The sequence below is a fragment of the Gimesia chilikensis genome, assembly GCF_007744075.1.
Lineage (GTDB): Bacteria > Planctomycetota > Planctomycetia > Planctomycetales > Planctomycetaceae > Gimesia > Gimesia chilikensis_A.
The window spans coordinates 6,488,152-6,501,306 of sequence record NZ_CP036266.1 but is presented as its reverse complement, the minus strand read 5'-3'; the positions used below and the strand labels follow the sequence as shown (position 1 = coordinate 6,501,306).

Below are 13,155 nucleotides of genomic sequence, written 5' to 3'. Positions count from 1 at the left end.
CGGCCGTTACGATTCCGGATTCCACCACTGGTTCAGCAGCTCGCGTAATGTTTGCTGCGGGACTTTGAATTGGGGATCGTCAATCAGGTTATTGGTTTCACCCGGATCTTTGACCACATCATACAGCACATCGCCTCGCGTGTAATTGTTCCAGGTTTTCCCCTGTGCGTTCGCGTTGTGTGACGTGATGAGCTTGAGATTCCCCTGGCGCACCCAGCGATGGGCGACATCCCGCTCCGGATGCTTTAAGGAACTCGCATCGCCTGGAAAAATCGCCCCATACACGGCGCGGTCAGCTGGTAACGCTTCTTTGCCTTCCGCAGCCGGCAACAGGTTCACGCCGGGCAGTCGTTGTGCCTCTTTTTTAAGGCCGGCCGCGTTGAGCAGTGTTGGTACCACATCAATGCTGCTGACCAGTTCTGTGAGCGTCGCAGGTTGGGTCACGCCATCCCAGCGGATCAGGATCGGCGAGCGCAGTCCGTCTTCAAACGGAGATCGTTTGCTGGCTTTCGTGTGGTGATAATTTTCTCGTGGCTGCATCGGTCGCTCACCGGGAGTCCAGCCGTTGTCGATCACGAACAGAAACAACGTGTTTTTGACGTTCGCTTCTTTTTCGACGAAGCGGACTAAGTCTCCGACCGTATCATCGAACTCCGTGCAGCTGGCATAGTAGGCGATTTCGTTTTTCTTCACGCCCGGTTGATCGCGATAGAGATCGAAATACTTCTGAGGAGAATCGTGGGGCTGATGCGGCAGGTACGGGGCGTACCAGACCAGCCAGGGGGTGGATTCTTTTTCGCAGTCTTTCACAAAATCATAGATCGGCTGCATCGTCTCGCGACCGATCTTGAGTCCCCAGTCTCCATTACCGTGGGCCGCGAGGGTGCCGTTCGCCAGCTTGCGATTCCCGCCAAACGTCTGCCCCGGTACCGGTTCGAAAATCGTCATCCCCTCCGTAAACCCGGCATTGCGGTAATGGCCTTCCCAGAACTTCCCGGTCTGCAGGCAACGATAGCCGTGGGCCGCGAGCAGCCGCGGTAGTGTATCGACGGATTGAATCAATTGAAAAGCGGGGCTGCGGGTCTGCTCGTACTCCTTGCGGGAGGTCATCCGGTTGAAGGCACTATTGCCTGGCGGAGGGTGATTATAATGAATGCCGCTCTGGTGCGGATAGAGGCCGGTCAGCAATGTCGCCAGTGACGGACTGCAGACGCTCGTCGGCAGATAGCCGTTGACAAACCGGGCCGACTGGGCCGCCAACTGGTCAATCTGGGGCGTTTTGATCTGCCTGTTTCCCATGAACCCGAAATCGCGATAGGTCTGATCGTCGGAAATGATCATCACAATATTCGGGCGTCGGGAGTCTTCCGCCAGCGATGTCCGGCAGAAAGTGAAGCCGCCGAGGATCAGCAGCAGGCAGTACAGAAGTGCCTGAATTCTCAATTCGATCAAACGTGGCATGGTTCTCAAATCCCCCTACACCTCAAACGCATGAATTGCTACAGTAAGCCCAGCATAGTCGCTGAGTCGACGTCTGTCATTCCGGATTTGCGTTTCAGGTTTCTGCTTTAGCATCCGTCTCCCGTAACTCGGCCTCTGTGAAGAATCCAATAATTAAGAACGGACCCGAAAAGTTAAGAAAACAGCGATTACAAATCGAATCGGACAGGGTAACATAGCATCTGCCATGGAAGAATGTCCCGGGCTGACACATTCACTCCCTGGTTCTTTTCTCCCGTTCAGTTCAGGAAGATAACCACGCATTTCAGGTTTCAGAAAAGGAAAGCATCCGTGAGCATTGATCCCATGACCTATCAGCCGGGCGGCGATAAAAAGAATTCTGAGTTTTTCGAAGAATACCGGATGAAAATCTTCGAACGCCGCAAGTCCAGCGGGATCGAAGATCTGCTCGGAACGATGCGGGGGATCGTGTTGCAGGTTGAAACTGGAGAAGTGCTGCCTTACCTGCATGAACTTTATCTGATGGGGCCCTACCGTTTTTCCGCGGCCTTCAAGAATAATACACATAACGTCTATGTGCTCACCTCGCACCCCGATTACCCGCGGCTGTTCGTTCTGGAGCCACGCGACAAGGATTACGCCGACGAAATCACCATGTTCAATCGGCTGTATCCGCTCTCCAGCAAAAAGCCGAACGCCCGCTACATCGGCGAAATCTTCAGTACTAAAGATGTGAACGAAACGCGGAGCACGCTCGAATCACACAGCGTCCGTTTCAATTATCATCATGAAACCAAGAACCCGTTCTTCACTGACGCGCATTTCGTTTTCACCTTCCCTTCCGATTTTACCTGTAACCGGGTTGGTTATACGCAGGAGAACATCGACGATTACGATGTGCTCCAACTGGGCACCCCCTTCGAACTCGAACCTGAAGTGATGGATTCGCTGAACCAGGTACTCGCCTTCGGTGAAGCCCATAAGCTGAATAAGCTGGTTTTGGGGGTCGATCACCTGGCAACCCGGATTCTGGCCGGCGAGCGGGAAGATGCCATCCTGGAATTTCTGACGATGTCTAATCACTACTTCTGGGGGGCATACAATATTTCGGAGATGAACTCGTCTACGAACGTGACCCGGAATGGCTACGTCGACAATGATAAAAAGTCGCCCGCCAAGGTCTTCACGGCCAACAACACACCTTCCTTTGTGAATTCGTTCGAAAATCTGCCCATGCCTACTGAAGACTTCGTACGCAATTACGGACGTCGCCTGCACCACGTGGCATATGAAGTACTCGACGGCGATCATAAGTCTGGTGAGAAAAATGTGGATTACGTCGTCCAGACTCTCAAAGACAAAGGCATTCCCTTCCTGGCTCACGTGGTCGGGGAATGTCTGGATGAACCCAACCTGAAACAGATTTTCTCCAAGCATTCACAGTATTCGATTCTGATTACCGAATATGTGGAACGCTGCCATGCCTACGAGGGCTTCTTCACCAAGTCCAATGTGGCTGCGTTGACCGCAGCGGCAGGCAAGGACGAGCGCTACGATCACGGGCACGTCTTCGATTGACAGACACTCCGCCCTGACATCCCCCGGAATTCTGCGCTGCTCTACTCACACCAGGAATTGAGAACTTTATGAATCAGACTTCTAAGGAACTGCCACGGCTGGTCATCATCGGCGGAGGCTTCGCGGGCATCAACGTCGCCAAGGCATTCAAGAATGTCGCGGTGGAAATTGATCTGATCGACAAACGGAATTACCACCTGTTTCAGCCTCTGCTGTACCAGGTGGCAACCGGAGAACTTGATCCCGCGAATATCGCCGCGCCGATCCGCAAGATTCTCTGGAAACAGAAGAATGTGCACGTGGCCCTGGGCAAAGTCACTAACATTGACTTCGATAAAAAGATCGTCCATTTTGACGGGGGCGAAATGGACTACGATTACCTGGTCATCGCCACCGGTGCCCAGCAGTCCTACTTCGGGCATGACGAATTTCGTGTGCACGCGCCCGGTCTCAAAACGATTGACGATGCCCTGGAAATCCGTCGCCGCCTCTTCCTCGCATTCGAAGAAGCGGAATGGGAGGCCGATGAAGAGTCCCGCCGCAAAAAGCTGACCTTCGTTATCGTGGGGGGCGGACCGACGGGCGTCGAACTGGCGGGGGCCGTGAAAGAAGTCGCCACCGAAACGCTGCCGAAAGAATTCCGCAATGTCCACTGTGACATGGCCCGCGTGATTCTCGTCGATGGCGGTGAACGACTTGTGGGCCCCATGCCTGAAGATCTGGGCAAGAAAGCTCAGGAAGTACTCGAAAAAATGGGCGTCGAGATCCATTTGCAGGTGCATGTGAACGACGTCACTTCGGAAGGGGTCGTCATCGGCGACGAGACCATTCCCGCCGAGAACGTATTCTGGGCGGCGGGCGTCCAGGGACAGGACCTGGCTAAAAAACTGGACGTCGAGACCGATCGCGGCAGCCGGATTGTCGTCAATCCGGACATGTCAATCCCCGGTCATCCCGAAGTTTTCGTCGTAGGGGATGCGGCCCACGCGACCGATGCCAAAACCGGAAAGCCGGTCCCCGGCGTCGCCCAGGGTGCGATCCAGACGGGCCGTTTTGTTGCCGAGATCATCAAGCAGGAACTCCAGGGCAATCCGCCTAAAGAACGTCCCGCATTCAGCTATTACGACAAAGGTTCCATGGCGATGATTGGCCGGGGGAACGCGATCGCTGCGATCGGCAAGGTGCATTACAGCGGCATCCTGGGCTGGATCTCCTGGAATATCCTGCATGTGATGTTCCTCGTCGGGTTCCGTAACCGCTTCAAAGTCATGCTGGACTGGCTCTGGAACTACATCTGGAAGACCCGCCGCTCACGACTGATTACCGGCGATCCCCAGGTCCATATCAAACGCCTGTACTCGGAACGACAGAAACGCGAAGAGGAAAAACACCGACGCCTGCTGCAACGCAAGCAGGACGAGGAACAGTAATCCTGGTATAGGACAATAGTGAATTACCTGATGGCACTCGTCGTGGCCGGCCTGTTGATCCTGGGGATCTTTCTGTTCCGCTGGGTGGTCAGACACGCGTTTCGACAGGAACTGCAGCAGCGCGGTGGAGATCTTTCACGAGAACAGAACTATGGGATGGAAGTTCCTTCCGGAGTCCTGTTCTGGTTGAGTCTGGCTGACTTTGTTTATGTCTTTCGGATTCCGATTTCACTGCTGATCCTGGTGTGCGCACTCGGCTGCGCCTGGTATTGTGGAACTGGATAAGAAAAACTGCTGCCTGCAATGTCGCCGGAGAACCAAAAGTTTCAGAGGCTCACTGCAGACGTCTCAAGACTATTTAATCTAAGGAGACACGCTCATGGAAACAACAAATCAGGAAACTGAACTCCGTCAAAAAGCCACCGCTACCGCAGGCATGGTTTATTTTGGATCGATTGTCACCGGGTTTCTGGGCATTGTGGGTGCGTTAATTGCCATGACTGAGAACCTGGGGGCAGGGGGAATCTATCTGCTGGCCTCCGCCTTTGCCTTCGGTCTCCTGGCGAATGCGCTGTTCCGTAACTGACCAGCGATCCAAAGCGCGTTCGAGAATCTCCACTTCTACTTAGGCGTATCCGCCAACAGATCGGTCGAGTCTTCTTCCGGATCGCGGGCCTGCTGGCTCTGGCGTTTGATGTCGTTGTATTCGTTGGTCAGTTCTCCTTCTGCCGACGATACGGTCTCTTCGTCCATCAGATTGACGGGCCGCGGTCGGGCAGGCAGTCGCGCGGGAGCCGGCTCCATGGGGAGGCCCTGTTCCGCATCCTGCATCTGAACTGGTACTCCCTGCGGGAAGATGACTTCGCGGGCGTCGTCGGGCATCGAGAATCCCTGTTCTTCAAACGCCGTTTTGACCTGACGCATTAACGCGGAATTGACTTTGAGCACGCTGTGCTTATGTCCGTCGATCCAGTAATACAGGCGCAGATTGACGGTCGAGGCTGCCAGGTTTTCGACCAGTACCAGAGGTTCAGGATCGTCGAGTACAGCCGGGTGCTGTCCCAGCGTCGTTTTCGCAAGTGTCTGCGCTTCGATGAGCGGCACGTCGTATCCCACGCCGATGAGGAAGTCGAGCCGGACTTTGGGATTCGAGGTGAAGTTCTCAATCTTGCTTTTGTAGATAATCGAGTTCGGAATCTGAACGTGATTGCCTTCCAGCGTCATCAGCAGGGTACCGCGGGTATTGACCCGTTGAACAAAGCCCTCAACCCCTTCGACCTCGATGAGATCACCATAGCGAAACGGATTCTGCATGCTGATCAGAATACTGGCCAGGAAGTTTTCTGCAATGTCCCGGAAGGCGATCCCGATGATCAAACCAATCAGCCCGGTCCCACCAATCACGGTAGTCGCCAGTCGCGTCAGACCGGAGATCTGCAGCACCAGGTAAATGCCGAACAGCAGGACAATCAACAGCAGCGCTTTCCGCAGTACCCCTTTCAACAGCTTATTTTCCACGCGACTCAGCAATGTCCAATCCGCCACCCAGCCGCAGAGCAGCATACTCAGCCAGGTCAGCAGCAGGATCAAGAGTGCCATGATGATAGTCGGAATCGCGCGCACCGTGTTCCGCAGTATCTCCCGCATTGGCAAAAATGACGCGCTCATGTCCCACAGAGGCGGCTGTCTCACCTGAATCCGGTTGACCACCGCCACGACATCCTGAGTATTCCGCGCCAGTTCCCCGGCCCAGGTGCGGTACTTTTCATCGTCAGTCGTTCCCGTGAGAAAGGCGACTCCCTCATCGACGTCTGCTTCCGGTTCGGTAAACCATTCTGTTGCTTCCAGAATGTGAGTCAGTCGTCGCGAAATATCTGCATCGAGGGCAGCGGGTGTGACATTCACCGCTTTCGGCGCCGGCACGGTCTCCTCAACCGGCTGCGGTTCCGCGGGCGCTGATTCTGCCGGTTCCTGTTCCTGCCCCCTGCTGACCGACGGACCTCCTGCCACCATGCTGAGTATAAGAAAGAACCGAATCAGTGCAGGCATGGAGAACTCCCATCTGTGAAGTTTAGGGGTGATTTCATTTTTGAAGCTGCTCTGCAGAACAGCCCCTCAATATTTAAAGCACATGCCGTACCATTGGCGCTGACTGGTTAAATACATTTCAGGCATGATCTACCAGGCAAAGCCTCTGGCGCTCTCACAACGGTGTAATCAATTGGTCGTTGAACGCGCACCCTGATCGATCGTCATGCAGGAAAAGGACTGGATTCTCAACCCGGATGAGATTGGGGAGACGCAGCGGTTGCTTCAGAGTCACAGAACCTGAACCAGCGGAAGAGTACAATCAGACAGGCGACCGCCAGCAGTGGTGACGAAAAAAACAAAATATCAGACCAGTCTGTCTGATGCTCCATGCCTTTATGAGTCGGGGGTGAAGGTCCGAGTATCAGATCCAGAAAAATCATTTGAAGCAATGAGCACAGAGTCAGAATTCCCAGTGTGCTGATAAAGCGATGTTTTCCGGGTGGAGTATAAGTCGCCCAGGCACTCAGGCCAAAGAAGAGTGCCATACCAGTTACCGTTCCCGCCCCATAGGTGCGCCAGTAAGCCAGATCAGCTTCGCGGTCCATTGCGGGGGAATTGTGCCAGAACCAGTGAAACAGGGTATAGCCGCCAATCAGGATGACGGGCAGCAGAGCACCTGTTGCGGTACCAATCACGCCGGCGATGAGCCCCCGTTTGAAGTTCATGATGCCCCTCTGAGAAATCAGAATACTTCTCGATCCCATTTACTGATTTCATTCTAAACCCTGTAACCGTGCGACGAAAGCAAAAATAAAGCGAATGCGTTGCGAATCGTCTATCCAGGAATGATTTGACTGACATCGATACCCGGATAGGATGAAGTAGTGCAGCAGAACAGTGGTCGTAAACCAGACCAGGCGAAATCCTTTCGAGGGAAACCGGAGAAAAGATGTTGAAACATGCTCTGACAACCTGTGTGATCCTGCTGAGTATCTGTGGTGGGCTTGCTGCTGCAGAGAAAGAGGAGCTTTCGGAGATTCGACCTCTGCTCGGTCAGGGATTTGGCAACATCATCGAGATTGAAGGTCGGATGATGTATGAAGAAACAGGGCGTACAAAAGCCTGGCGCAAAAAGAAACGGATGCAGGTTCACAAGGTTGGCGATCAGAAACTTAAGAAGCCGGTCATGATCACGCTCGAAACATTTTCATTCGCGAGGACCCTGCTCCCTGCCAATGGAACTCTAGTGCATCTTCGCGGATACGAGATCGGACGCTTTGGCGGAATTCCCCGCAAAGCATTTGCTGATATCCCGCAAGTTGCAACAACCGGGTTTCATTTTGAGCATGTGTTTCAGGTCACTAAACTAATCAAGAGTGAGCAGCCCCAGAAGTAGGCTGTTAATCTCGCCCTGCTATTTGATCATGTGAAAGCCGGGGTGCTGCAGCCAGTATTCCATGAATGCAGTATCGCCGATGTGGTAGAACAGGTTGAAACCGTTTTGCTGTTCGTAAGGAATTTTGAAAAGTGTGCCTTTGACTTCAGCCAGTTCTCCTAACGCGGCACCAAAGTCAACGAGCCCCTCAAATTCTCTGGCAAAGTATAGACAGAGTTCTCCCAGAATCCGATGATCCTGCTCCGAATTGCACATGGCTGCGAAACTGATGGAATCCTGCGGGATCCAGCCAATCACTTCCGGGACCGCTTCCTCGATGTAGACTTCGAGTGTGCCATCCGTTTCCGGTCCCTCTGTATAGAGGAAGGGGCGTTCTTCAATCGAGTAGTCGTACTTCCCACGAATCTGAGAGGCAATACTCTCCAGATACAGAAAAATGTCGTTCTTTTGCACTTGAGATAGAGGCTCAGGCAGGATAATGCCTGCAGCGGGACCTGCCATTGGTTTCTCCTGCTATCTGCAAATTGAGATGCAATTGATCATCGAGGAGCAGGACACAGTAACAGGGACGACAGGTTCGTTGGAAAAACTCTATTTCATCTGACTCAATACAACCTTATCGAACAGCTTGTCCGTCAGCAGTCGCTTCACGCGGGGCAGCAGCTTGGCGTCCATGGTCGTTGCGTAGCGGGTCTTGGGGTTTTTGGCCTCGATCGCTTTGATTACGGCGTTCGCTGTCCCTTCCGGACCCGGGCACTTGGCATACATCCCGCCGGTATATTTACGGAAGCCGGAGACTAAAGGCTTATAATCTTCCGCGAGATCCAGGCTGTCGAGAGTGCCGAAGGCGACTTCGTCGAATTCAGTTTTGACGGCGCCCGGCTCGATGATGACCACGTCAATTCCCAGCGGCTTGACCTCCATCCGCAGGGCATCTGAAAAAGCTTCGACGGCATGCTTGGTCGAAGCGTACCAGCCTACTACGGCTGTTGAAATCTGGCCGACTACTGACGAGGTATTAATAATGGTTCCCGAGCGTTGCTGACGCATCTGGGGCAGTACCGCCTGGATTAAGCGTCCCATGCCGAAGACATTGACATCATACTGACGCTGAATTTCTTCCAGGGGGATGTCTTCAATTGTACCGTACGAACCGTAGCCCGCGTTGTTAAACAGCACATCGATTCGCTGTTGTTCCTCCAGAACGCGCCCCACTCCCGCTTTGACGGATTCGTTATCGGTCACATCCATATGCATCACATGGGCGCCTTTGGCTTCCAGGTCCTGCATCCGCTCGACCCGCCGTGCTGCTGCGTAAACGGTATAGCCTTTCGCCAGCAGTTTCTCAGCAACCAGTTTTCCAAATCCGGCAGAAGCACCGGTGATCAAGACTGTCTTCATACTGTTCTGACTCCGTTCAGTTGAATTGCTTGTTGTGTTAGTCGCCGACCAGTCGCGGTTCGTATACGCTTTATTTCTGCCAGGCCAGTTCGATGTCGCCATCCACAAACCCGATGCCGACCGCGGCTCCGGACTTCAGCTTTTCAGCAGGGCCCTGTTCTGTGTTGAGATAATTCTGAACCAGAGACTTCATGCAGGAGAGACACGCCTCCCACTCTGTCCCGGAGGCCTCAAGGGGAATATACAGCATTCGTTGCTCAGGCGTCCAGACCTCATCGCAGGCCCAGTCATCATCTTCAGGATCGAAACTCCCTGTGCCGACCAGGTCGATGCCAAACCTGAACTCCTCATCTCCCGCGGATTCATACAGATTAAAATGGAACGCTGCTACATCATCCGGAATGTCCTCAGAGAGCGCAGCGGTCAGCCAGTTGTTTAAGTCTTCGTTAAAGTCCATGCGGGTGAAACTATCTTTTGAAGGGAGGCAAACTTAAGAGGGGGACTTTGTGTGATCCCCGATTTATGTGCAATTTTATCGCGATAACATCGAACAACACAACGCGCTTATTCCTGGGAACTCGTTTCGTCAGAAGCGAGGCGTTCTGCCTGCTGTTGTCGCCAGCGGGCCTGATAGATAAAGTGCTCGATCTGAAAAGCCTCATAGAGTCCCGCGCGCAGCAGGTCGAAGCGTTCCGGGTTCAAAGTCGTCTGTCTGGGATCATGATACGAGGGATAGGCGTTCTCGCCAGCGGTGTTACAGACACGATCATGTAATTTTGCCTTGAACCACCAGTGTCCGCCGTCCATCACGGCCATTTGTACGTCCTGCGGACGATAGTCGTCCCGCCAGTTCCAGGTATCCAGCAGATCCAGGGCAGCAACGAAGCGTTCAATCTGCCCGTCAGAGACGGGAATGCGACCTTCAATCAGCCCCGCAAATTCCCGGATCCCGCGATAGCGCAGTTCTCCCTCTTTCAGACGCCAGGAATATTGGCCGCCCAGTTCCAGAGAGAATCCCAGTTCAAAGTAGGGGTCGATCATAATCAGTGTTTTCTAAACTCTCGTTGAAGGATAGAACCAGCAGTTTATCCAGAGTAGGAAAAGGTTGCACAGGAAGATACACACAATCTTATTTTGACCTGAGTCATACAAAAGCCAAATTGTGTTTATGAGATTATTGTTCCTGCAGTGATTTACTTCAGTTCCTGCTAACTCACTGGTTCATCTGCATTTAATAATTGGCTAATACTTCTTGAGGCATGCTCTTCGATAAAAACACGACATTCTGCTTGAATGAGCAGGCTGATGGGTTAGGATCACAAACGTGATTCTTGAAAGCAGGCACGTTCTTTCTGGAGAATGAAGATGGATAGAATCGCCTTGAGTCTCATCGCTGTTCTACTGATTGGCTTCGCTGTTCTGCTGGTAACCCCTCAAAATCAAAAATCAGCCAGCACGCATACCGTGAAAATCCAGCGGCATACGATCGAGCTGGACCGAGTGGAAAATGTACGCATTACCCCGAATGGGACCCTGCGCTTCTCACACAATAACGGAAACCACCTCCAGCAGACCCAGTACTTCATCAATCTCTACGCTGGTAATGTGACAGTGGTCCAGGACGCTGAGTTCGCCCGGGATCGAATTCAACTCACCGATACCCTTGTCGGCGGCCTGCAGATTACCCTGTCCCGTTCTCACGCACTTGATCTGGAACAGTACACCGTCTCCGAAGATGATCTGGCTCACACAATCAGTCAGTCTGTGATTGAAACGTCTGCGGAAAGTCGTTGAGCGCATTTCATCTATCTGTCTTTTCAGCGGTCAGAAACCAGATGACCCGCAATCACGACATCGCAAATTCATACGCGCGCAGATTATGATCTCCCCTTAAAATTTCTCCTGCCAGTCGTTCAATTTCAAACGCGCGAATCCATTGGTCGCTGGCCCGGTGATGATGTGCCGTCTGCGTCACTGCATTGATCAGACCATACATAGAAAAGTCTGCATTTTCCTGAAAGGCCGCCTGGATGGCGGACTGTTCGTCATCGTCGATCAATCGCTGAGCGTGCAACTGTAACAGGAATTCGTAGGGGGTAATAATAATCTGATTTGTGGTGGCTTCAAAACGCCGAAAATCCCAGCGTAAGTGCTCCTGATCAAACGAAAGCTGAATGATTCGTTTGACCTGCGCCTGCCAGTCACCAGGGGGGGCGCCCTCTTCGGCGATCGTGAAAGACTGCTCTTTTTCACATTCCATCAAGGCGCCGTTTTCACAGACAACCCGAAACAGTCGGGTGCAGACCAGTGTTTCGAAGCGGCACGTTTCCGAGTTGCGGATAAACAGTCCTCCGCGCAATTCATCCCCCGCTGCGACTTCGTGGCCCTGACCGGCCGCTGTCACGGACAGATGTAAATCACCGTGCGTCTCATGACAATGAGTGATATAAAATGGCACCCCGATATCGTGGAGTCCGTCAACAATGACATCCAGGAGAAGTGTATTCGCAACTGCGCGCTCATTTTGACAAGCGGGTCTGGATGCCAGTGTTTCGCGAATGTCAGGTAGTGGTTGCTCGGGGCCTGTCTTTGCAGGAGGACGGGGAAATGGATGTAGTGCATAAATCATGTGTCATCTCCTTCGTCGACTTTTGAGAATTGAGTAGAGAAGTGAACGAACTCAAATGAAGAGGTGGACCAATTTATCGTATCAGTCCCAGGCGACGTGTCAAGAAGAAGTTTTATTAGGCGTTGCGAGGCTTATTCGGGTTCCCGCTTGTTCTGCCTGGCTTTTTGGCACAGATCATGAATGACACCTTGTTTCCACAGAGCGCGTGCGTGCCGAGAAGCTAACTCTGGAAAGGTTCGTTGCAGGATGCCACGTACTTCTCGATAGACCGGATCAAAGAAAGCTGAAGATTGAGCATGTGACGGCTTCAGGACCCGCCAGCCGGCGCAGGACATGTCAATGAAGACATTTACTTTTCCGGAAATGGCTTCCAGGCTGAAGATCGCTGTCTCGCTGGGCAGACAGCGTTTTTTGCAACGATACCAGGAATCAGGATTCAGCAGCAGTTGGCTCAATAGTTCCGCATCCGTAGCGGCGAGTTTCCGGGGCCCAGTAATTTCAGCCCGTTTCCAGTCAGGCGGATTTGGATCCAATAGCACACACGTTCCACTTTCGACGCAGCGCAGACGTTTGATCGTCCGTTCCGGCAGATAGGACGAGATATCAACCATAAAATATCAATTCCTGTTTGGGTATGTTTTCTGTATCAGCAGAGTCCTGAAAATGATTTCAGAGCTGCGAACTTTACTCGCCATGCAACTGTCAACTGGATGAGAGCAAATCTAAATCAACGGTTCCAGTATAAAGCAGAGGCAACATGCTTGCAGTGTGTTTAGAAGAATTTTTCAGAACCGGCGTCCTGGGAGAGATTTCACTGGGGATGTCACGCGAGTCTGTCAGTTCTCTGCTGGGATCACCCGATTTGTGGGGCCCATCCAATGCGAAAAATGTTGAGACCGCGACGATCTGGAAATATGGCGACATCGAATTCTATTTCAGCCGGGCGGATCAGCTGTTTCAGATCTTCAGTGATGATTTTGAGATCCCCACGGGCGGCAAGACGCTGCACATCGATCCCTGGGTGATCCACGACAAAATGCCTGCGGAGGAACTCAAGGCAGGCTTAGATGCAGCTGAGATTCCCTATTTCTTGTGTGATGTACCTGCACTACCCGGAGTGATTGAGATCATCACTGTCGGTAATGTCCGCGCGATGTGTCGCATTGAACGTGAGCCCGACGACGAGTTTCAGGAACTTGGTCTACGCAGTTTCTGTCTGAGAGAATGAG

The 13,155-nt window shown here is 52.7% G+C and carries 16 protein-coding genes; 7 read left to right on the top strand and 9 right to left on the bottom strand.

Features of this window, described 5'->3' with window-relative positions; genetic code table 11:
• Positions 1 to 6: 6 nt before the first annotated feature.
• Entirely contained in the window at positions 7 to 1,461 is a 1,455-nt protein-coding gene (locus tag HG66A1_RS24460) for a sulfatase-like hydrolase/transferase (RefSeq protein ID WP_145190336.1), read from the bottom strand.
• Between the two features lie 345 nt (positions 1,462 to 1,806).
• Between HG66A1_RS24460 and HG66A1_RS24455 the strand changes: the two genes are divergently transcribed.
• The 4 genes from HG66A1_RS24455 to HG66A1_RS24440 all read left to right on the top strand — a co-directional run bounded on the left by HG66A1_RS24455 (position 1,807) and on the right by HG66A1_RS24440 (position 5,055).
• Positions 1,807 to 3,039, top strand: a complete 1,233-nt coding sequence (locus HG66A1_RS24455) for a hypothetical protein (RefSeq protein ID WP_145046479.1) — start codon at positions 1,807 to 1,809, stop codon at positions 3,037 to 3,039.
• A gap of 68 nt (positions 3,040 to 3,107) precedes the next feature.
• A complete protein-coding gene (locus tag HG66A1_RS24450; protein WP_145190333.1) occupies positions 3,108 to 4,469 on the top strand; it encodes an NAD(P)/FAD-dependent oxidoreductase in 1,362 nt (453 codons plus the stop codon).
• 18 nt (positions 4,470 to 4,487) lie between these two features.
• On the top strand, positions 4,488 to 4,754 hold the full coding sequence (locus HG66A1_RS24445; protein ID WP_145190330.1) for a hypothetical protein: 267 nt from the start codon (positions 4,488 to 4,490) through the stop codon (positions 4,752 to 4,754).
• Positions 4,755 to 4,848: 94 nt separating this feature from the next.
• Complete coding sequence (locus HG66A1_RS24440) at positions 4,849 to 5,055, top strand: hypothetical protein (protein WP_145190327.1); 207 nt, start codon at positions 4,849 to 4,851, stop codon at positions 5,053 to 5,055.
• Between the two features lie 35 nt (positions 5,056 to 5,090).
• Here HG66A1_RS24440 and HG66A1_RS24435 read toward each other — a convergent pair whose 3' ends face one another.
• The gene (locus HG66A1_RS24435) at positions 5,091 to 6,518 is read right to left on the bottom strand and encodes a mechanosensitive ion channel family protein (RefSeq protein ID WP_145190324.1); all 1,428 of its coding nucleotides are present in this window, start codon (positions 6,516 to 6,518) and stop codon (positions 5,091 to 5,093) included.
• Positions 6,519 to 6,745: 227 nt separating this feature from the next.
• Positions 6,746 to 7,225, bottom strand: coding sequence for a hypothetical protein (locus HG66A1_RS24430; RefSeq protein ID WP_145190321.1), 480 nt, complete (start codon positions 7,223 to 7,225; stop codon positions 6,746 to 6,748).
• A 224-nt stretch (positions 7,226 to 7,449) separates the two neighbouring features.
• Between HG66A1_RS24430 and HG66A1_RS24425 the strand changes: the two genes are divergently transcribed.
• Positions 7,450 to 7,896 (top strand): hypothetical protein, encoded by a 447-nt coding sequence (locus HG66A1_RS24425; RefSeq protein WP_145190318.1) that lies wholly within the window; start codon positions 7,450 to 7,452, stop codon positions 7,894 to 7,896.
• 18 nt (positions 7,897 to 7,914) lie between these two features.
• Here the strand turns inward: HG66A1_RS24425 and HG66A1_RS24420 are convergent, their stop codons facing one another.
• The 4 genes from HG66A1_RS24420 to HG66A1_RS24405 form a co-directional block, all read right to left on the bottom strand.
• Positions 7,915 to 8,397: a DUF6368 family protein gene (locus HG66A1_RS24420; protein WP_145190315.1), complete on the bottom strand. Its 483-nt coding sequence runs from the start codon at positions 8,395 to 8,397 to the stop codon at positions 7,915 to 7,917.
• A gap of 90 nt (positions 8,398 to 8,487) precedes the next feature.
• Positions 8,488 to 9,297, bottom strand: a complete 810-nt coding sequence (locus HG66A1_RS24415; protein WP_145190312.1) for an oxidoreductase — start codon at positions 9,295 to 9,297, stop codon at positions 8,488 to 8,490.
• A gap of 70 nt (positions 9,298 to 9,367) precedes the next feature.
• Positions 9,368 to 9,754: a hypothetical protein gene (locus tag HG66A1_RS24410; RefSeq protein WP_145190309.1), complete on the bottom strand. Its 387-nt coding sequence runs from the start codon at positions 9,752 to 9,754 to the stop codon at positions 9,368 to 9,370.
• A gap of 107 nt (positions 9,755 to 9,861) precedes the next feature.
• Positions 9,862 to 10,338: a hypothetical protein gene (locus HG66A1_RS24405; protein ID WP_145190306.1), complete on the bottom strand. Its 477-nt coding sequence runs from the start codon at positions 10,336 to 10,338 to the stop codon at positions 9,862 to 9,864.
• 324 nt (positions 10,339 to 10,662) lie between these two features.
• Here HG66A1_RS24405 and HG66A1_RS24400 point away from each other — a divergent pair, with 324 nt between their 5' ends.
• Entirely contained in the window at positions 10,663 to 11,091 is a 429-nt protein-coding gene (locus tag HG66A1_RS24400) for a hypothetical protein (protein WP_145190303.1), read from the top strand.
• Between the two features lie 52 nt (positions 11,092 to 11,143).
• Here HG66A1_RS24400 and HG66A1_RS24395 read toward each other — a convergent pair whose 3' ends face one another.
• Entirely contained in the window at positions 11,144 to 11,926 is a 783-nt protein-coding gene (locus HG66A1_RS24395) for a hypothetical protein (protein WP_145190300.1), read from the bottom strand.
• A 131-nt stretch (positions 11,927 to 12,057) separates the two neighbouring features.
• Positions 12,058 to 12,537 (bottom strand): hypothetical protein, encoded by a 480-nt coding sequence (locus tag HG66A1_RS24390; RefSeq protein ID WP_145190297.1) that lies wholly within the window; start codon positions 12,535 to 12,537, stop codon positions 12,058 to 12,060.
• Between the two features lie 146 nt (positions 12,538 to 12,683).
• Between HG66A1_RS24390 and HG66A1_RS24385 the strand changes: the two genes are divergently transcribed.
• On the top strand, positions 12,684 to 13,154 hold the full coding sequence (locus tag HG66A1_RS24385) for a hypothetical protein (protein ID WP_145190294.1): 471 nt from the start codon (positions 12,684 to 12,686) through the stop codon (positions 13,152 to 13,154).
• Position 13,155 lies beyond the last annotated feature (1 nt).